The organism is Trichococcus sp. (genome assembly GCF_049684335.1).
Classification (GTDB): domain Bacteria; phylum Bacillota; class Bacilli; order Lactobacillales; family Aerococcaceae; genus Trichococcus.
In genome coordinates this window covers 1-19,352 of record NZ_JBAVFV010000028.1, presented here as the reverse complement: position 1 = coordinate 19,352, position 19,352 = coordinate 1, and the positions used below count along the sequence as shown (strand labels likewise).

Genomic DNA, 19,352 nt, shown 5'->3' with positions numbered 1-19,352 from the left:
CTATATCCATTGGTATAACCATGTTCGATCAAAAGAAAAATTAGCTGGTCTCAGCCCAGTCCAATACCGAATCCAAGCCAGCCAAACGGCTGCATAATAAAAACTCTAACTTTTGGGGGTCGCCACCATAGCTTAGTTGTATTCGACAATTTCAAGCCGAATTCCCAAAAAATCCGAGAGACCGAAATACGAAAAGAACGCCCACTCCGCTAACTGTGCGGAGTGGGCGTTCTTTCAGCATATATTCCGCTCAAAAAAGCAGCGCCGCCAATAACGGGATGGTGAACACCGAGAGCAGCGTCGAAATGAAAACGTAGCGCGTTGAGAAGGCGGTGTTGCCTCCGTACTGCATCGACAGCGCGACAGCCATCGCCGGGCCGGGCATAGCCGAGATGATGACGAGGATCCCCAGCATGGTCGGATTCGTCAGGATACCTTTCGTGGCCCACCAGAGGAACAGCGGGATCACAATCATGCGGTAGAACGCAAACAGATAGATTTTCCATTCCTTGAAGGCGCCGAGGATGTCGATATCGGCCAATGACGCACCAATGATAATCATCGCCAACGGGGAAGTGATGTTCCCGATGCTCGTGGCGGTATCCATCACCAACGCCGGCAATTTGATGTCGAACAGGAAAACGAAAACCGCGAAAAGCGACGCGAGGTTGCCGGGATTCAGCAAGATCGCTTTCCAGCTCGCACGCGACTTTTTCGAGCCTTTTGCAATCAAAAAAACGCCCAAAGAGTAGATCAACAGGTTGTTGGGAATGCCGTACAGCGACGCATAAAAAAGCGCGCCGGTGCCGAAAATGGCCTGCACGACCGGAAGTCCCATGAAGCCGTTATTCGTGAAGATGGTCAGGAACTCGATGATTCCTTCCGTTTCTTTATCCGCGCGGAACAGTTTCGGACTGAACTTGGCCAATCCGACCGTGAAAAGATACATCAATGTCGCGGTCAGCAATACGAAGAGCGTGTCCGATTTTGTGCCTACCTCACCTGCGCCTTCCACCGATGCAATGACGAGCGCCGGAACCGTCACATACGTGATCAACGCCGCAAAATTGGCGTTCGCATGCTTGTCGAAAACCTTCATGACCGTCGCGAGATAGCCTACAAACATGATCAACACCAGCATGATCATCCTTCCAAATACAACCCTAACATCCAAAACCCGAACGCCTCCCCTGTCCCATCCATTTATTTATTTATTTATCCAAATTTTAACACAGTTCTGCGCGAAAATTGCGTTTTCGATTCAGTTTCACGATTCATCCTCTACGGCTCAGGGCATATCAATCGGCATCCTCCGCACAGAGTGTTAGAATGGGAACAACAATATAACGAACACGACTGTCACATTTCATCAAGAAAGGTGGATCCCTATGCAGGAAAAATTGACGATCCTTCAGATCAACGACACCCACAGCTACTTGGAGTTGCACAACGAACTGTTCTATGAAAAAGAAAAATTGGCGTTCCGCAGAGCTGGCGGCTATGCCCGTCTCCAAAGCCTGATCAAAGATTTCCGCAGCAAAAATCCGACACTCGTTTTCGATAACGGTGATACGATCCACGGCACCTATGAAGCGATTGATTCGAAAGGCTGGCACATGCTGCCGGTCCTGAACGAAGTCGGTTTTGATGCGATGACATTCCATTGGGACACTGGCTTCGGGCCGGCCAATCTGAAAAAAATAGGCCAGCAGTTGGATTATCCGATTCTCGCAATCAATGCCTATGAAAAAGAGAGCGACAAGTTGGCGTTCGATCCTTACAAAATCCTGTCGGTCGGCGGACTTTCGATCGGTGTGATTGGCATCGCCTGCAATATCATCGACAAAACGATGCCGCCCCATTTCAGCGAAGGCCTCTCTTTCACTTTGGGCCGTGAGGAGCTGCCCGGCTATGTGGCGGAACTGAAGGATAAAGCAGTCGATCTGATCATCGTCCTGTCCCATCTCGGTTTCCCACAGGACCTGAAATTGATGACTGAAGTCGAAGGTGTGGCGATCTGTCTGAGCGGCCACACACATAACCGTCAGGAACACATCGTGACAGTAGGCGAAACGGCAGTCATCCAGTCCGGATCGCATGGCTCTTTCCTTGGCACGCTCGAATTGACCGTTGAGGACGGCGTGATCCAAACAATCGAACATCAACTTATTCCAGTCACGGAGAACATCCCGGAAGATGCCGAAATGAAAGCTCTGATCGATGAGGCTTTAGCCCCGTACCGCGAAAAATTGGGTCGCAACGTCGGTGAAACCAAAAAAGTGCTGCACCGCGGCTGGAGCGTTGAAACGACGATGGACAACTTCCTCTTGGATGCGATCCTGTACCACACGAAAACGGATCTGGCCTTCTCCAACGGCTGGCGCTATGGGGTTCCGATCCTGAAAGGCCCGGTGACTTTGAGGGAATTGTATCAGATCATTCCGATGGATCCGCCGATTTCAACTGCTATCCTGACTGGTTCGGAAATAGTCACTCTGCTGGAAGAAAACCTCGAGAGCACCTACGCAGCGGATCCTTTTGATCAGATGGGCGGCTACCTGAAGCGGGCGATGGGACTGCACGCTTACCTGAAACTGGAAAATCCAAAAGGAACCCGTGTCCAAAAACTTTTCATCGCGGGCGAAGAAGTCATCCCGGACAAAGAATACACCGTCAGCTATGTGACTAACCAGGGCGTTCCGAAGAAATTCGGAAAAGAACACCAGAACCTGGAAAAGCACGCCGTCGAAGCGATGATGGATTATCTTGCTGAGATGGGTCCCTACGAAAAGGAACTGCGCGGAACCTATCAGATAGTCTGATCCGACAACACAACGCCAACACAATGACAAATAAAACAGCCCCGATGGAATCTGCTTATGGACTGCAGCTTCCGCCGGGGCTATTCAGGTTTCACATTTTTCTTACGTCATAATAATCCGGATCAACGCGTTCCATCAGTCCGGCTTCCTTCTCGGAAACGGTCAGGTAGAGTTCGTGCATCGCCCGGGTGCAGATTGTGTAGAGGATCTGCATTTCATTCTGGGCAGCTTTTGCCGGATAATGGCAAATCGCAAAAACGACATCAAATTCCAGACCTTTAGCCAAACGGGCTGGCATAATCAACACAGGATGATGGCTGTTGTCGGTATCCTGCTGCACGAGTTTGAAGTCAATGCCGGCAACCGACAGTTCTTGGCTGATGCGTTCCGCATCTTCCGCATTACGGCTGATGAAAGCCACGCGCATGCCGGATGCGACGCTCGCATCCACCTTCTGCTTGATGTAGTCCATATCGAGCCCGCCATCGTCAGTCAGCAGCACTTCCGGTTTCTTGCCGGAACGGATATAGGTCCCTTCTGGTTTATCGCCTTCGATGAAGCTTTCCGAGAAGCGGACGATTTCATTCGTCGATCGGTAGCTGGTCAGCAGACGGTACGAACGGAACGTGCTTTCGGAAAAGATGGTCCGGAGATCATCAAAGGAAAGACGTCTGTTCAGGATATTCTGATTCAAGTCGCCGCTCAGAATGAAGCGTGCGCTCGGGTAGGCATGCTGCAGCATCTGCAGTTGGAAAGGTGAAAAATCCTGCACCTCATCCAGACATATATATTGGTATTTCATGTCGCTGGATGGCCCCTTCAGCAACAAACGCAGACTATAGTAGGCATCCAGATCTTCCAGCAACACACTCTTCTCTGCCATATGTTCCGCAACCACTGCGATGTGGGTGCGCCATTCATCCTCATCCAAACCGAAATCATCCAATGAAAGCAATTTAGGAACGGCTCTCAGGAAATGGATATATTGGTTCTTATAGCGGATAAAGGCCAGCACTTCGATCCTTGCGATGATCGGTTCGAAAGCGTCCTCCAGAATGTCCGCCGTCATGGCCTCTTCCATCGCTTTTTGGTTGTGGGTCTCTTTCTCGTAACGGTAAAGATCCAGGTCAGACATGGCGATCATTTCTTTTTCGACCCATGGCTTGCCTTTTTGCGATTGTTGGATGCGTTCCACGCGCAGCAACAAGTGTCTTTTGAGAATATCCAACTTGCTGGCCAATGACCCTTGGCTGTCGATGCTGTAGAAGGCTGACTCGATTTCCTTCTGCGAAAGGATGACATCATCGCGGAAACGGATATCCGAGAATTTCAGATAGCGCTTCTTCAGAATCATTCCGTATTTTTGCAACGCTTCATAAAAGGCCAAGCTGCCCTTCAGCACTGTAACCTTGGCTAAGCTGTCCTCTTGATCGGCGCGCAAAGAAAATCCGGTGACTTTCCGCTCCATGAATTCGCTGAATGTTGTGTTTCCGACGTTCAATTCGCCCAATGCAGGCAACACTTGGGAAACGTATTCCTGGAATATTTTATTTGGTGAAAACAGGACGACTTCTTCCGACTTCAATTGGTCCCGGAAAGCATACAACAAATAGGCGATTTTCTGCATCAGGACAACTGTTTTTCCTGATCCGGCAACCCCTTCTATCAGCGTGACGGCTGCTTTGGTTTCCCTGACGATTTGGTTCTGTTCTTTCTGCAAAGTGGATACGACCGTACCCATCTGATAGGATGAAGGCCCCTCCAACACTTCCAGCAAATACGGATCGCCCATGACATTATCCGTGTCCATCATGCGGACGATTTCCGCATGTCTGATCAGAAATTGCCTTTTCAGATCAACACCGTAGGACATCGGTTGATCCGCTATCATCAGCTTGACTTTTTCGCCTTTGCTGCCTTCATAATAAAGCGATGCGATCGGTGAACGCCAGTCAACAATCAGGTTCTCATCTTTCTCGAACAAGGATCCGATCCCGATGTAAATCGTTTCATTGCCGAAATCATCGTGATAATCGATCCGTCCGAAGTAAGGCTCATCCTGCATTTTATCCAATACAGCTACACGCTCGTTGCTGTTCTGTAATTCGTTGTTGCGGATCATCAGCTCTTGCTCGAATGCCCGCAGTTCAGCCGATGATTCCCAGACACTTTCTGAAGATCCTTGGCTGATTTTGATCTCTTTGGATTCCTTTAATTGTTGTCTTTGCTTTTCACTTTTTTCTTCTACTTGCTCGGCCAACCGCGTTCTTTCGTTAGTGATGACTTGAATAACGCGATGGACACGTTCCTGTTCTTTCATTAGATCTTTATGCAACCAAATGACACCTCTCTCTTAAGAAAACTCTTGGACTATTCGGTCTACTTCACTAAATGCGACAATTAGTAGTATACCATCGTACAGGGATTCTGGCTATTCCTTGTACCTGGATTAAAACGTTCCAAATCAAAAAAGAGCCGGAAGGAAAAGCCTGTTGCAGCTCTGTCTTCCGGCTCAGTTTGTTGTTCGGATTGCGTTTTGCAGCTTTTGGTGCATTTGTGTCTATTCGTTGCGGATTTTTTCGATTGCAGTGTATCCTCCCAGAATATTGACAATCTTTTTGAATCCCCTCTCCTCCAGCGCACCGATGGCGACGGCGGAACGGACTCCTGATTGACAATGGACGTAAAGGGGTTCATCCCGTTTGAACGGCAACGGGTCCTCCAAGAGCTTGCCGAGGAGGACGCGCTGGGCATCGGGCAGATGCCCTTTATCCCACTCGCTTTTCGAACGCACATCCAATATCTGTAGATCTTTTGCTTGACGCAAAGCGATAAATGCGGCTGCCGTAATTGTTTCGGTCATCTTTTCATCCTTGATCTGGCCGGCGTCCAGGTAGCCTCTGACTTGATCGAACCCGATGAGCTGCAACTGGCGGGCAGCCGTTTCAGCCTGCTCTTTGGTTCCGATGAACGTCACTTGTCCTTCGTAATCCAGGAACCAACCGGCATAAGTCAAAAACTTTTTGTTCAGTGGAATATTGAGCGTCCTTTCGATGTGTCCGGCTTGATACATTTCTTTCGCGCGCAGATCGATCAGCCTATCGTTTGGACCGGCCTGCTGAAGTGGGAAGACCGGATAAGGGACGTAGGCGTCGCTGTCCAATTTATTGATCTTCTTCATCTGGGCAAAATAGCTTGGCGGCTCAGGCTGTTCATCCGTCAGGGCTGCGGTGAAACTCGCTTCCTCGTCATGTTGGAAAGCCCAGTTGTTGTCTTTCTCGTATCCCAAAGTAGTCATTGGTACTGCGCCCAACGATTTTCCGCAGGCACTGCCGGCACCATGCCCAGGCCATATCTGCAGATGGTCCGGATAGTCAGCCATTTTCTTCAGAGAATGGAACAACTCTTTCGCTCCGATTTCGGTGGTGCCTTGCATATGCGCAGCCACTTCCAGCAAGTCCGGACGGCCGACGTCACCCACAAAGATAAAATCGCCGGTGAACAGTCCCATCGGAATGTCCGAACCACCGCCGATGTCAGTTAGCAGAAAGGACACACTCTCCGGCGTATGTCCAGGTGTGTGCAGCACCTCCAGTTTGACCTTGCCTACGGAAATTATGTCCCCATCCTGCAGCAGCACACTATCTTCCGGCAGATCCTGGTAATGCCAGTCATCCCCGCCCATATCCGAGACGTACAGTTTGGCTCCTAAACGCCTTTCAGTCTCCCGCAGCCCGGATGCATAATCGGCATGGATATGCGTTTCTGTTGCCGCAGTGATGACCAACCCTTCGTCTTCGGCTGCCAAGATGTAGTCATCCAACTTGCGCAAGGGATCGATTATGATAGCTTCTCCGGTTTTTTGGCAACCCACCAAATAGGAAAATTGCGCTACTTGCGGATCGAAAAATGATTTAAAAAACATGCATAAATTCCTCCCTTTATCCTGTCAAAAATTCAATAGGATTCATCTGCTCAGGCTTGCGACAAAATTGATGGTCGTGGCGATGATGGCTGTCCCGAAAACGTAGGACAACAGCGCGTGCCCCAACGCAGCCTTCCGGAATGCCGGTGTCGTGAAGGTCGTGTCGGAGACTTGATAAGTCATCCCGATCGTAAACGCCAGATAGGCGAAATCCCAAAAGTTAGGCTGGTTGGTACCTTCAAAGATGACGCCACCGTTTACATCACGGTAATAGAGTTCCGCGTACCGTAACATATAGAGACTGTGCACTGTCGTCCAGGAAAGCACGATGCTGAACAGACCAAATCCAATCGTCCCAAAACTGCGTTGATGAGTCGTCAACATCAATGCGACGGCTCCGATGCTGATCAGACACGCCATCAGGACAAAAAAATCGATCGTCGAATATTGAATGTCTTCCTCTTGCGAAATCCGCTCGGTTTCTGTCCCATCATGCGGATGAAAATCCTTCCACAGCAAATACAATAAAATGATTGCGGCACTGTCCCAACCGATCAAAGGGGCCAATTCCCAACGCAACCAGAATCCGCCGGCCATCCCTGCAACCATACCGATCACTCCGGCAATCAGGAAGCGCGTCCTCTTTTTGCGCATTTCCCTTCCTGCTTTCGTTTGATCGGCAAATAAATGGATTCTTTTCTTCATGGCTGTACGCCCCCTGCTTTTTAGGCCTAACTATTCTTTCAAATGGTGATTTCGATGACATTTTTTTCCGGGTCGAGAAACATGCTTTCATAGTAGCCGTCCCCTGTAATGCGCGGCTGGCTTTTGCATGTGTACCCCGCTTTGATGAGCCTATCCGTGAGATAATCTACATTCTGTTTATTACCGACCGAAATGGCCAAATGCGCCCAGCCCAGCATATCAAGGGGATAGCGTTCGTTGACATCGATCCTTTTCATAAGCTCCAAACGGGCTCCTTCACGAAAAGTAATAAAATAAGATTGGAAGTCTTTTTCAGGATTACGGTATAATTTATTGGCCTTTCCATCAAAAAAACGAACATAAAAATCGCGCATCAGCTCCAAATCGTCCACCCACACTGCAACATGTTCAATCTTCATCGCTATTCACGTCCTCTCATCATACTCGCCGGTGCGCTGGAGATAATCTCTGCGCGGATGGCCTGCAATAAAACATCCCGGAATTCCTTTCTGGTCTTGCCGTAAAGGCGCTTCCTCAAGTTGATTTTATCACATCCCAAGCGCATATGCGTTCCCCAAGCATCCGGGTGCTCAGTCAACTAATGTGTCGTTTTTGCCATCTTTTTCAAATTAATTTCTCAGCATCCACTCAGAATATGATTGACAGACTGATTTGTATTTGATAGTGTGGAAGTAACAAAATACGATTCGATGTGATGAAGAGGTCGCGGTTAACAATCAGTAAGGGATTCCCTGAAAGGTGTTGCTGCCGAAATACTCTGTATTGGGGCCAAGGTTGAATAAATCTGGCACTGTCGGACAAAGCCGCCCAGCTTTGTTCGGTGAGCTTCTCACGTTGGGGCAAATTGGTGGAATTCACTATATGGATGCAACGCTTCAGCTTACGCAGCCTGTTTTGAACGACTATGAGACCATTTGCTCATAGTCGTTTTTTGTCTATTCATAAATAAAACACAGAATTTAGGAGGAAGATAAGCATGGCTATTTTTGAAGGATCAGGCGTTGCGATTGTTACGCCGTTTAAAGACACGGAAAACCAAGAAATCAACTACGAGGTATTGGAAGAACTGATTGAATTCCATATCGCGAACGGCACCGATTCGATCATCATCGCGGGGACAACCGGTGAAGCTTCCACGCTGACGGATGAAGAGCAACTTCAGCTCATTCGTTTCACTGTCGAAAAAGTCAACGGCCGTATTCCCGTCATTGGCGGTGCCGGAAGCAATGACACGCGCCATGGAGTCGGATTGACGCGCGCTGTAGAGGAAACGGGTGTGGATGCGATTCTCAGCGTTACTCCTTATTACAACAAAACGTCCCAAAAAGGCTTGATTGAACATTACAAAGTAATCGCCAACAGCGTTAAAGTTCCGATCATCCTTTACAATGTGCCGGGCCGCACCGGCCAGAACATTACCCCGGAATCGCTGGTGGAACTGGCGAAAATCGATAATATCGTTTCGTTGAAGGACGCTACCGGAAACTTCAGCCAGGCAGTTGATAACCTGAGTCTATTGGGTGATCGATTGGACATCTACTCCGGTAATGATGACACCATCATTCCGTTGATGAGCTTGGGCGCAAAAGGCGTCATCTCTGTCCTTGCCAATATCGCACCAAAAGCTACATCCGAAATGACGCATGCCTTCTTGGATGGTGACATCAAAAAAGCAGCCGCTATGCAAGCAGAGTACAAAGAATTGATCGATTGCCTGTTCGTGGAGCCGAATCCGATTCCTGTAAAAGCTGGAATGCAATTGTTGGGCTTCAATGTCGGACCGATGCGTTTGCCGTTGACGGATGCCGATCAAGCAGTCATCGACCGTTTGGCTGCAGCCATGAAAAAAGTCGGCCTGATTTAGAAACAGAACCAAAAACCGCCATCGAAATTTATTTTTCGGTGGCGGTTTTTATTTTTTTCAGAAAAGATGCAGGATATATTTATTGAGCAACAAAATAATCAGTACAAGAAGCATAACGATGACAAAACCGATGGCTCGCTTCACATAAAAATCTCTCAACTTCATGGCTTTTCCTTCCTGGCCTTATTAAGGAGGACATTTATTTATTTTACGATTCCCAGCTTTTTGAAATGGGCTTTTGGAAAAGCGTTGATGCCGATGCCATTCGCATCACCCAGTTTGATCGTGCCCCCGGTGAATAGCGGTCCACCTTCATAGGCTTCCATTTTGAAGAACGACGGCCCAATGAGGTCGACCATCGTGATGCAGTTTTTGGCGGCTGCCAGATGGGCAGCTGCGCTGATCGAAATCTTACTTTCCAACATGCAGCCGATCATGCAGTCTAACCCGTATGTTTCCGCCACGGCACAGATTTTGAATGCCTCGTGAATGCCGCCGATCTTCATCAGTTTGATATTGATGAGGTCAGCTGATTGAGTCTGGATGATGTGGAGGGCATCCTTCACAGAAAAGGCACTTTCGTCAGCCACGATCGGTGTTTGGACGTGTTGCGTCACAAATTTCAGGCCGGCCAGATCGTGCGCCTTCACCGGCTGTTCCACCAGCTCTGCCTGCATGCCCTTATCCTCCAGCATGCTGATGAACCGGACCGCCTCCAGGGGGCTCCAGCTCTGATTGGCCTCTACCCGGATGCGGATGCCCGGTCCAACTGCCTTACGGATGGCCAACAAGCTTTCCACATCCTTGAGCCCATTCCTCCCGACATTCACATTCAGAATGCTGAAGCCGTCCTGAACGGCCTGCAGACTGTCGCGTATCCTCTCATCGATGGAATGGTTGCTGATGGTGTGGGCAGTCTCGATTTTCCGTTTCGCCCCGCCCAACACTTTATACAAAGGTTGGCCGAGTTTTTTTGCATATAGATCGTAGAGCGCCATGTCAACAGCAGCTTTCGCCGATGTGTTGTTGACGATGCTGGCATGCATCCTTTGCATGATGGTATCGAGATAGAAAATTTCCATTCCGATGATGCTCGGAGCGATGTATTGCATAATGGCCTCGCGGATGGAAGCCTTTGTTTCGCCGGTGATTAAAGCGGTCGGTGGCGCCTCCCCATATCCGGCGGTCCCGTCATCGGTCACGATGCGGATCAGAATGTTATGCACGTCATCAACCGTGCGCGATGCTGTTTTGAATGGCGTCCGCAGTGGGATGGCCACTTCCCCAATTTCAATTCTGTCGATTTTCATCATCAAAACCCCTCTCTTCCACCGGCACGCTCTCCATCCGGGCTAAGGCAGCGACTTTTTTACGATATTTTTGTTCCACCACCCATTTGTATCTATTTTACCAAGAAAACGAGTTTGCACCAAATGGGAGGGCGTTGCCTGTCAGCTTCCGGATGCAGCACAACAAAAAAAATGCACGAGCTGCCAGTAGGATGATACTGGTTACTCTTGCGTTTTTTTCGATTACAGAGGGTCCGTCAGATATTCGGCTTCAATTTTGGCTCGAGTTCTCCGGCTAAGAGGAGCTTCGCCGGAGGAGATTGGCGGGTTTGGGTTGCCTCCTCCGGTCACGAGTGCTTCGCCGGAGTTAAGGAGCTTATTTAGGCGACTGCCCCGGCCGCATCAGCCCTCACTTGAGAAGAACAGCTGGATCCGGTTCAGTTCCTCCGGCCAGCTTCGTTTGCGCCAGCTGCCCCCCATTCGTCAACCTTGTTTTTTCTTTTGCTGTCTGCTGGTCAGGCGCACGACCAAATTGCGCGGCGCCAATTTCGACGAGAAGAGCGCGCCCTTCAGCAGCATCGTCGGAACGATGATTTTCTTGCGCTTGTACATCTTGTCCAACGCATACTTGACGCAGTATTCAGAAGTGATGCCCTTCAGATTGAATTTCACATCAGCCACTTGGTTGAACTCCGTATCTACCGGTCCCGGACATAACGAACCGACATAAACGTTGCTCTTCTTCTCTTCCAACTCTTCAGCAATCGCGGAAGTGAAGCTCGTGACGTAGGCCTTTGTAGCATAATAGGTCGCCATGTAAGGCCCCGCCGGCATCAGACCGGCAACCGAGGCCACGTTCAGAATGTAGCCTTCATTTCTCGCAAGCATATCCGGCAGAAATTTCTTGGTCAGGATATGGACCGCCTTGATGTTGACGTCGATCATCTCCAGCTCCTTTTCGAGACTGGTCGCCGTGAATGCACCGAAATCACCGAAACCGGCACAGTTGATCAGCATGGAAATATTTTTGTCCTTCGTTTCTTCGTACAGACGGAAGCATTCCTCCGCCTTCGCCAAGTCCGCTGTGATGATTTGGCTTTTGGTAGTCAACTTTTTGCTGAGCTCCACAAGCCGATCCTCACGTCTCGCGACCAGAATCAGATCGTACCCTTGTTGGCTGAGCTTTTTTGCGAACTCTTGCCCAATGCCCGCACTCGCGCCTGTGATGAGCGCTATTTTGTTTGTCATTTTTTTCCCTCGCGTTTCCTAAAAATGATTGATGCCTTTAGCGTATCGCATTTGCGCGTTAAGGGCAATCATAAGGCGCCCTTGCGAAACGATATCAATATATCTATAGATTAAAAATTAATTAAATGTCGTATTATATCATTAAGTAAATATAAAGGAGTGATATTTTGCGCCATCATAATGATTCTTATTTCACCGGAACGCTTGTGGAATATTTCGGCATTCTTCTTATCTGCGGTCTTGCGGGATTTTTTACTTTCGGGCTGGCTGCGCCCTGGGCTTTCTGTTATCGAGAAAAATGGGTCGCCAAGCATACCTACATCGAAGGACGCCAGCTACACTTTGTCGGGAAAGCTTTTGATTTATGGCTTTCCTTGCTGAAATGGACCTTTTTTTCGATCCTGACTTTGGGACTGTATTCTTTTGTCGTGCCCATCCGCTTCCAGCAGTGGCGCATCAAAAACACCTATGTGTACGGCTGTTGGGATGAATATTACGCGACGGAATGACAACTGCATCCAAACAAAAAAACCCGAGATCTCGGGGTTTTTTTCCGTTATTTCAAACATGCATCCGTTTCTCCAGCTCGCGCCAAATCTCTCCACCGTGATAGAGCAGGATAATGACCAAGGTGACTGCGCTCATCATGACCGACAGGCTTGAAGGCAATGACGTCGTGACCCAGTCCAAGGTCAGGAATAGCGCCGGCAGCAGCCCCAACAAGGCGGCTGTCAAAAGGTACAGCACATAGTCCCTGACGCCCAAATTGACGAGGCGCACGGCGATGTATAAGGATACGATTGCAAAGCTGCAGATGATCGGCACAGCATAGGTAGTCGACCAACCGCTCCATCCTGACAGATAATCCAAATAGATGCACAGGAGCGACAAGGAGACGATCAGATACACGATGCCTTTTGCGATGTTCCGTCGTTTCCGGATCAGGATTAGAACGGAAAGCCACATGCTCATGATCCCGAACAGGGCGAGCTGCACATTCTCCATCCTTCCGATCCAGATAAGCTCGATCAGCAGAAAAGAGATGATCAGCACAAAGGAAATCAAGGTCAAGTATTTCCAGACGATTTCCTTATTGAACCTCAGCGGAATCTTCGGATAGGGATCCGGCAGCACCGGATCGACGGCTTCATCCAATATCGTTCGGCACAAGGGACATTGTTTCCAGTCTCCCTTGATTGTCGCGTTGCAATGCTGACAGTATCTCATCACCCTTCCTCCTCCAAATCTTCACTCGAAACCTTGTTCGCTGCGACGGTGATGGCCACACCCGCATCAGTCAGCACCCTGACAAACTGTTCCTCGATCGTGGATTCGACAAAGGGCGAAGTGAAACTGACAGTCAGATGCTCCCCGTGACTGATGGCGCAAAATTGCGGGCGGACCGCAGATGTATGGAAATACATTTTCTCGATGTAGCCGTCGATAGGATCAGGAAATGTAACCTTGCCCAAATTGGAGATTGCGATCGTCAAATTCCGATTGCTGATGTAATTGACTAGCTTTAGAACGAAATCTTTGATCGGCCGGAAAACCATCCGCGTGAAAGGGCTGTATTCGAAGGCGATCAACGTCCTCAGCTTTTCCTCTAGACTTTCCGGCGTAATCTGCTGTTGGAACTGCTCTTTCAGCGTACGGCCGATTTCCGCAATGTCATCCGCTTCCCCATTTTCATCCGTAGTGTAGATCAGGCGGGTTGTGCTGAAAAAATTTCTGGCAGAATTGGATGGGAAGAACTGCCGTAAGTTAACCGGAACCGAAACGGCCATAGCCGATCCAGGTTGGAAATCAGGACTGGCCTTTCGCACAGCCAGCATATACACGGCGGTCAGATACAGGGTCAAAGAAGTTTGTTGTTCACGGGCTAGCGCAAGCATGTCCCTGACCGGCATCTCCAATTCTATGACATGCGGCCGGTTGTCCGGCGTTTTTTTGCCGCGGAACTGGTGCACCTTTATTTTCTTTTTTTGTTGCGTTCCCTCCGGCTTCCTGCCTTTATGTGCATCGGTTTTTCCTGCCAATTGACTGACTTTGGCGAAAGAGCGGATGGCGGATTGGGCAGCGTCCGTAAAGTTCTGTTTCTTGTCCTTGCGGAAATAGTGCGCAAAGCTGTCCTCCAGTTGGTGGTTCAAGCGGTCGTGCGCGGCGGCATCCAGGCCGCCAAAAGCCTCGGGATGACGCAGCATGATGTAGGCCTTCAGCAGATCCTCGAAAAACCACAGCGCGCCGGTTCCGTCAGAAAGGGCATGGAAGAGTTCCAAGTGGATCAGGTTTTGGTTATAAAAGACGCGGAACAAGAGCTCTTTCCGGTCAAAATGATAGATCTGCGCGCAAGGCGGCAACACGTCTGCCGTCACTTTCGGCTTCAGATCGCTTTCTTCCAGATAATACCAAAAAAATCCGCGCCTAAGCACACTGTGGTACAGCACATAATTCTCATAAACCTCATCAAGTGCCCGTTGCAGCAACAACGGATCCACGGTGTCGGTCAATTCCGCACTCATGCGAAAGACCTTCGTATCGCTGTTTGTCATGGCCGCCAGAAAAATATTAGAGGCATTATCCAAACGTACCCATTTTTTCCGGTTCACTCCTGCTCCCCCTCTCCACATTGTTCTATTAGGTTTACCCATTCAAAAACGCATTGATCACTTCATAGGCTTCGACAACCGATTCAGCTGTCTTCGGATAGGTGATGAAGCCATGGACGATGCCGTTCACGCGATGGACTTGTACCTTGTTGCCGGCTTTCCGCAATGCTTCCGCATAGGCTTCGCCTTCATCCCGCAACGGGTCGAATTCGGCTGTGATCACCAGGGTTTCCGGCTGATTCGACAGGTCTTCCGCCATCAAAGGTGCGACATACCCGTTCTTGCGCAGCTCGGGATCGGGTTGGTACAACGCCATGTATTCTTCCATTTTTTTTGCAGTCAGCCCGTAATCATGCCCATTCGTGCGGATCGATTCGAACTGCGACGCTTCCGAATGATCCCAGTTTGTGACAGGATACAGCAAAACCTGTTTGAGTGGAGTCGTTTGGCCTCTGTCACGGAGCAGCAAAGACACGGCTGCAGCCAGGTTTCCGCCCGCTGAGTCGCCGATCAGAATCAAATCCTTTTCATCCGACAACCCGCTCATTTCCAGGTGCTTCAGCAATACTTCCGCCACCCGGTAACAATCGTAGAGACCAGCCGGATACGGATGCTCCGGCGCCAGGCGGTAATCGACGGAATAGACGGTCCTTCCGGTCAGATCCGCCATATTGATGCAGGCATTCGTATAGGTTTCGATGTCACCGATGACCCACCCGCCGCCATGGAAAAACAGCAATGGTTCTTTATGCAGGCACTCTTTCGGATAGAAGACGCGCACGGGAATATCGTGGGAACGGTCCTCCGAATAGATTTTATGGTCCATTATGATATAGCCTTTTTTCGGCTTGGGAGCCAGTATATGCTGTACTTTGCGGACACGGGCGTAATCTTCCTGCATGTTGATTTTCGGTGATGACATCAACTTCAACATCAATTTAAAAAATGGATTCATCCTATTGTCCTTCCTCTGACAGCGTTGGCTGTTCTGATATCTTTGATTCATTATAGCACAGGAAAGCGCCAGTCCCACATAGCTGACCGCTCAAAAAAAATACGTTGCATGCTGGATTTCCCCACTCTTCCGACTTGTAAATCCCACTCTTATTGTTATATTTGTTATATAACGAGTAGTAGGTTTACGGTTGTGGAAAACCATTCAGACGCGTAAAATGAAGATATGAGAAAATAGGCGTTAAAAAAGAAAGAAGGCAAACTTTTATGATAGCAGAACTGCAGCCCTACTTACCCATCCTGATCCCTCTGGTCGTGATCCAGATCATTTTGTTGATTACGGCGCTGATCCACCTGAACAAGCATCCCCAAGTAAAAACAGGCAGCAAAAACCTTTGGACCTTCATCATCATATTTCTGAACATCGTCGGTCCGGTCCTGTATTTTCTGATCGGAAGGGGCGATGAGTGATGGATATCCTCACAATCGTTGGATTGGAGAAATCCTTTGGGAACCAACGCGTGCTCAACGGCTTATCCTTCTCCGTACCTGAGGGCTCAATCTACGGTTTCATCGGCAAAAACGGCTCCGGAAAGACTACGACCATGAAGATCGTTTTGGGCTTGCTTCAGGCGGACGCCGGTGAAATCACAGTATGTGGCGAAAAAGTGCATTACGGCGATACCCGGACGAATCGCTTCATCGGCTATCTGCCGGATGTGCCCGATTTCTACGGCTTCATGACCGCAAAGGAATATCTCCGGCTGTGCGGCGAAATCACAGGCATACCATCCGCGATCATCCAAACTAAATCTGAAGAGCTGCTGGATCTGGTTGGGCTGGCGGATGTGAAAAAACGCATCGGAACGTTTTCCCGCGGCATGAAACAGCGCTTGGGGATCGCACAGGCTTTGCTGAACGAACCGCGACTGCTGATCTGCGATGAACCGACTTCCGCTTTGGATCCGATCGGCCGCAGGGAAATTCTGGATATCCTGTTGAAAGTCAAGAAGCGGACAACGGTGCTCTTTTCGACGCATGTCCTGACGGATGTGGAAGCCATCTGCGATCGGGTGGGCATCCTCGATGGAGGAAAACTCGTCCTGACCGGCTCGGTATCGGAACTGAAAAACACCTACTCCAGCCATTCCTGTACAGTCACTTTCCGGACGCCGGCGGATGCTGCTGTATTCCAGGCCAATCCTCGGATCAGCGTGATGAAGAACTCCTTGTGTTCAAAAGACCATTCTGTCACCCTCCAAACCGAGGAACCGGAACAGGCCATGGCGCTGATCATACGGATCTTGGGCGATACCGGATTGGTTCCGCTCCGGTTGGAAACGGCCGAACCCAAATTAGAGGATATTTTCCTGGAGGTGGTCCGATGAGAGCGTATCTTGCCTTCACAAAAAAGGAACTGACCGAATATGTCCGCAACTTCAAACTGTTCCTGGCGATCACCTTGTTTGCCCTGTTGGGTATCATGAATCCGTTGACGGCCAAATTTTTGCCTGATCTGTTGGCGAACTTCATGCCGGAAGGGATCACGATCCTGATTGCGGAACCGACAAACATCGATTCCTGGACCCAATTCTTCAAGAACGGCACCCAGACCGGCCTGTTCATCATCGTCATCCTCTTGAGCGGCATGATGGCGAAGGAATACGAAAAAGGCACACTCATCAACATGGTCACGAAAGGCTTGCCGCGCCGGACCATCCTTTTTTCAAAATTCACAGGTGCTTTGCTGCTCTGGACCTTCAGCTATTGGCTCTGCTTTTTCATCACTTTGGGGTACACGCTTTATTACTTCCCTGAAGGCACGACTGAAAACTTGGCCCTATCCGTCATCAGCCTCTACTTGTTCGGCTTGCTGTTGATTGCCGTCCTGCTGCTCGGAGCTGTCTTGTTCAAAAATGCCTACGGGCCACTGTTGTTGATCGGTGCGTTCCTGATGTTGCTGTTCTTGTGGAATCTGTTCCCGAAAGCGGCTGAGTGGAATCCTTTGATGCTAGCTTCGCGCAATATGGACATGCTGCAAGGGACACTGCTGCTTGAGGAACTTTGGAATGCGCTGCTGACAACGGGACTGATGATCGCTTCAGCTCTGGTCACGACGGTGGTACTTTTCAATAAAACTGCATTATGACCACAAAAAAAACGCGTCATCAGCCGTGAAGGAGTTCTCCTTCGGCTGATGGCGCATTTTTTGAGGTTTTCGGTAATAAGGATTTGTGCGGTTTTTCTTCTTCTCCGGCCACACCGCCTTCGCCGGAGAAGAGCATTCAATCCGGACAACAGCCAACTCTGTAGCCTGCTGGACAAAAAAACGCAGGCCAAGTTTCATCCCAAGAATGACCCCTGCCCTGCGCAACTATTTCGATATCAGATTTCGTACTCCACAGCCCGCCTGGCTTCGTCCTCAGTTGCTTCTTTGTACATTTTGCGGGTTTTCTTCTTGCCGACACCTTCCACCCACCATTGCCAGAAATCGTCGTCCTTGTGATGAGAAATTCCGCCCATCAGGATGCCCCGTTTGTAGACATTTAGTTCCGTGTATTCCGCATTTGTTTTGTCCGATTTCAGCCAAAAAATCATCTGCACGCCTTCTCTCGTTCGATATTGTTGCTATCCTTATGAATGATTGCTTGAAAAAATCCCATACTGCAACTCTACTCCTAATTCAAAAAGGTTTCAACAACAAAATTTCCCATGTCAGTTTTGACGCTAGGTGCCACCAAAATGGACAGGGCATTTCGCTCAGAAATGCACAGCATTAGTGCTATACTGACTTTAGAGATCCTCATTCCACGAAAAAGCAGGACCGGATCCGGATTTCGGAAATCTGAAAATCGAAGGGGTTTGAATCATGAACAAAGAGCAATTCGATATTATGAAAAATCGCAAAGGTTTCATTGCGGCGTTGGACCAAAGCGGCGGCAGTACGCCCAAAGCACTGGCGTTGTACGGCATTTCGGAAGACAGCTACCACGGCGAAGAAGAGATGTTCATGCTCGTCCATGAGATGCGCTCACGCATCATCACCTCGCCTGCTTTCAGCTCGGAACACATCTTGGGGGCCATCCTGTTCGAGCAGACGATGGACCGCAAAGTCGAAGGCCTCTATACGGCAGACTTTCTGTGGGAGAAAAAAGGTGTCGTGCCCTTCCTGAAAGTCGATAAAGGGCTCGATGTGGAAGCGGATGGAGTACAGTTGATGAAACCAAATCCGGATTTGGACGCCCTCCTTGCGCGCGCAAACGAGCGCCACATCTTTGGCACCAAGATGCGTTCCGTCATCAAATCAGCCAATCGTGAAGGCATCAAAAAAGTCGTCGCCCAGCAGTTTGAAGTCGGCAAGCAAATCATCGCGGCCGGACTGATCCCGATCATCGAACCGGAAGTCGATATCCACAGTGCGGACAAAGCCGCATCGGAAGCTATTCTCAAGGAAAAATTGTTGTTGGCGCTGGATGCGTTGAATCCGGACCAATTTGTGATGCTGAAACTCTCGATTCCGAGCGTCAATGATTTCTACAAGGAACTGATCGCTCATCCGCAAGTCGTGCGGGTCGTGGCACTATCAGGCGGCTATTCGCGTGAAGAAGCCAACGAAAAATTGACCCACAATCCCGGATTGATCGCCAGCTTCTCGCGGGCGTTGTCCGAAGGTCTGAGCGCCGGCATGACCGATGATGAGTTCCGGACCACCTTATCCGAATCGATCCAATCCATCTATGACGCGTCGATTGTTTGACAAATGTAAAAAATACAGGGTGCTCTTTTCTTTCAGATAGATTGCAAAACTAAATAATAATTGAAAAATCCGACAACTTGCGCTATATCTAGCCTCCGGTTGTCGGATTTTTGTGGTTATCGGACAATCAACAGTCAACCAGAGCAATTGGCTGTTCC

20 protein-coding genes and 1 riboswitch are annotated in these 19,352 nt (G+C 49.4%); of the genes, 8 read left to right on the top strand and 12 right to left on the bottom strand.

Going from position 1 to position 19,352, the window contains the following annotated elements:
- Positions 1-4: 4 nt before the first annotated feature.
- Positions 5-97, top strand: a complete 93-nt coding sequence (locus WBM30_RS05360) for an IS3 family transposase (protein WP_424899724.1) — start codon at positions 5-7, stop codon at positions 95-97.
- Between the two features lie 153 nt (positions 98-250).
- Here the strand turns inward: WBM30_RS05360 and WBM30_RS05355 are convergent, their stop codons facing one another.
- On the bottom strand, positions 251-1,147 hold the full coding sequence (locus tag WBM30_RS05355) for an AEC family transporter (RefSeq protein WP_107994963.1): 897 nt from the start codon (positions 1,145-1,147) through the stop codon (positions 251-253).
- Positions 1,148-1,388: 241 nt separating this feature from the next.
- Here WBM30_RS05355 and WBM30_RS05350 point away from each other — a divergent pair, with 241 nt between their 5' ends.
- Complete coding sequence (locus tag WBM30_RS05350) at positions 1,389-2,822, top strand: bifunctional metallophosphatase/5'-nucleotidase (RefSeq protein ID WP_424899722.1); 1,434 nt, start codon at positions 1,389-1,391, stop codon at positions 2,820-2,822.
- A 91-nt stretch (positions 2,823-2,913) separates the two neighbouring features.
- Here the strand turns inward: WBM30_RS05350 and helD are convergent, their stop codons facing one another.
- The 4 genes from helD to WBM30_RS05330 all read right to left on the bottom strand — a co-directional run bounded on the left by helD (position 2,914) and on the right by WBM30_RS05330 (position 7,871).
- Positions 2,914-5,157, bottom strand: a complete 2,244-nt coding sequence (helD, locus tag WBM30_RS05345) for an RNA polymerase recycling motor HelD (RefSeq protein WP_424899721.1) — start codon at positions 5,155-5,157, stop codon at positions 2,914-2,916.
- 225 nt (positions 5,158-5,382) lie between these two features.
- Positions 5,383-6,747, bottom strand: coding sequence for an MBL fold metallo-hydrolase (locus WBM30_RS05340; RefSeq protein ID WP_424899720.1), 1,365 nt, complete (start codon positions 6,745-6,747; stop codon positions 5,383-5,385).
- 42 nt (positions 6,748-6,789) lie between these two features.
- The gene (locus tag WBM30_RS05335) at positions 6,790-7,452 is read right to left on the bottom strand and encodes a DUF1345 domain-containing protein (RefSeq protein WP_424899719.1); all 663 of its coding nucleotides are present in this window, start codon (positions 7,450-7,452) and stop codon (positions 6,790-6,792) included.
- Between the two features lie 38 nt (positions 7,453-7,490).
- Positions 7,491-7,871 carry a VOC family protein gene (locus tag WBM30_RS05330; protein ID WP_424899718.1) on the bottom strand — a complete coding sequence of 127 codons (381 nt, stop codon included), beginning with the start codon at positions 7,869-7,871 and terminating at the stop codon, positions 7,491-7,493.
- 291 nt (positions 7,872-8,162) lie between these two features.
- Positions 8,163-8,309: riboswitch (Lysine riboswitch) on the top strand.
- Positions 8,310-8,449: 140 nt separating this feature from the next.
- Between WBM30_RS05330 and dapA the strand changes: the two genes are divergently transcribed.
- Positions 8,450-9,337, top strand: coding sequence for a 4-hydroxy-tetrahydrodipicolinate synthase (dapA, locus tag WBM30_RS05325; protein ID WP_424899717.1), 888 nt, complete (start codon positions 8,450-8,452; stop codon positions 9,335-9,337).
- A 203-nt stretch (positions 9,338-9,540) separates the two neighbouring features.
- Here the strand turns inward: dapA and WBM30_RS05320 are convergent, their stop codons facing one another.
- Together WBM30_RS05320 and WBM30_RS05315 are read right to left on the bottom strand one after the other, a co-directional pair.
- Positions 9,541-10,647: a mandelate racemase/muconate lactonizing enzyme family protein gene (locus WBM30_RS05320; RefSeq protein ID WP_424899716.1), complete on the bottom strand. Its 1,107-nt coding sequence runs from the start codon at positions 10,645-10,647 to the stop codon at positions 9,541-9,543.
- Positions 10,648-11,109: 462 nt separating this feature from the next.
- On the bottom strand, positions 11,110-11,874 hold the full coding sequence (locus WBM30_RS05315) for an SDR family NAD(P)-dependent oxidoreductase (protein ID WP_424899715.1): 765 nt from the start codon (positions 11,872-11,874) through the stop codon (positions 11,110-11,112).
- A 167-nt stretch (positions 11,875-12,041) separates the two neighbouring features.
- On the opposite strand from WBM30_RS05315, the gene WBM30_RS05310 reads away from it, so the two are divergent.
- Positions 12,042-12,383: a hypothetical protein gene (locus WBM30_RS05310; RefSeq protein ID WP_424899714.1), complete on the top strand. Its 342-nt coding sequence runs from the start codon at positions 12,042-12,044 to the stop codon at positions 12,381-12,383.
- Between the two features lie 52 nt (positions 12,384-12,435).
- Here WBM30_RS05310 and WBM30_RS05305 read toward each other — a convergent pair whose 3' ends face one another.
- The 3 genes from WBM30_RS05305 to WBM30_RS05295 are packed head-to-tail and all read right to left on the bottom strand — an operon-like array spanning position 12,436 to position 15,438.
- A complete protein-coding gene (locus WBM30_RS05305; protein WP_424899713.1) occupies positions 12,436-13,101 on the bottom strand; it encodes a DUF6320 domain-containing protein in 666 nt (221 codons plus the stop codon).
- Positions 13,101-14,483 carry an alcohol acetyltransferase gene (locus WBM30_RS05300; protein ID WP_424899712.1) on the bottom strand — a complete coding sequence of 461 codons (1,383 nt, stop codon included), beginning with the start codon at positions 14,481-14,483 and terminating at the stop codon, positions 13,101-13,103. Before WBM30_RS05300 ends, WBM30_RS05305 begins: the two co-directional genes overlap by 1 nt.
- A gap of 34 nt (positions 14,484-14,517) precedes the next feature.
- The gene (locus tag WBM30_RS05295) at positions 14,518-15,438 is read right to left on the bottom strand and encodes an alpha/beta hydrolase (RefSeq protein WP_424899711.1); all 921 of its coding nucleotides are present in this window, start codon (positions 15,436-15,438) and stop codon (positions 14,518-14,520) included.
- Positions 15,439-15,704: 266 nt separating this feature from the next.
- Here WBM30_RS05295 and WBM30_RS05290 point away from each other — a divergent pair, with 266 nt between their 5' ends.
- The 3 genes from WBM30_RS05290 to WBM30_RS05280 are packed head-to-tail and all read left to right on the top strand — an operon-like array spanning position 15,705 to position 17,586.
- Positions 15,705-15,908 carry a PLDc N-terminal domain-containing protein gene (locus WBM30_RS05290; RefSeq protein WP_424899710.1) on the top strand — a complete coding sequence of 68 codons (204 nt, stop codon included), beginning with the start codon at positions 15,705-15,707 and terminating at the stop codon, positions 15,906-15,908.
- A complete protein-coding gene (locus tag WBM30_RS05285; RefSeq protein WP_424899723.1) occupies positions 15,908-16,825 on the top strand; it encodes an ATP-binding cassette domain-containing protein in 918 nt (305 codons plus the stop codon). Before WBM30_RS05290 ends, WBM30_RS05285 begins: the two co-directional genes overlap by 1 nt.
- Positions 16,822-17,586 (top strand): ABC transporter permease, encoded by a 765-nt coding sequence (locus WBM30_RS05280; RefSeq protein ID WP_424899709.1) that lies wholly within the window; start codon positions 16,822-16,824, stop codon positions 17,584-17,586. The genes WBM30_RS05285 and WBM30_RS05280 overlap by 4 nt, the downstream gene beginning before the upstream one ends.
- On the opposite strand, the gene WBM30_RS05275 is transcribed toward WBM30_RS05280, so the two are convergent.
- Positions 17,581-17,784, bottom strand: coding sequence for a hypothetical protein (locus tag WBM30_RS05275; RefSeq protein WP_424899708.1), 204 nt, complete (start codon positions 17,782-17,784; stop codon positions 17,581-17,583). The two genes, WBM30_RS05280 and WBM30_RS05275, sit on opposite strands and share 6 nt — an antisense overlap.
- Positions 17,785-17,822: 38 nt before the next feature.
- Positions 17,823-18,035, bottom strand: a complete 213-nt coding sequence (locus WBM30_RS05270) for a hypothetical protein (RefSeq protein ID WP_086626957.1) — start codon at positions 18,033-18,035, stop codon at positions 17,823-17,825.
- 271 nt (positions 18,036-18,306) lie between these two features.
- On the opposite strand from WBM30_RS05270, the gene WBM30_RS05265 reads away from it, so the two are divergent.
- Positions 18,307-19,194 (top strand): fructose bisphosphate aldolase, encoded by an 888-nt coding sequence (locus tag WBM30_RS05265; RefSeq protein ID WP_424899707.1) that lies wholly within the window; start codon positions 18,307-18,309, stop codon positions 19,192-19,194.
- The last annotated feature ends 158 nt before the right edge of the window (positions 19,195-19,352 follow it).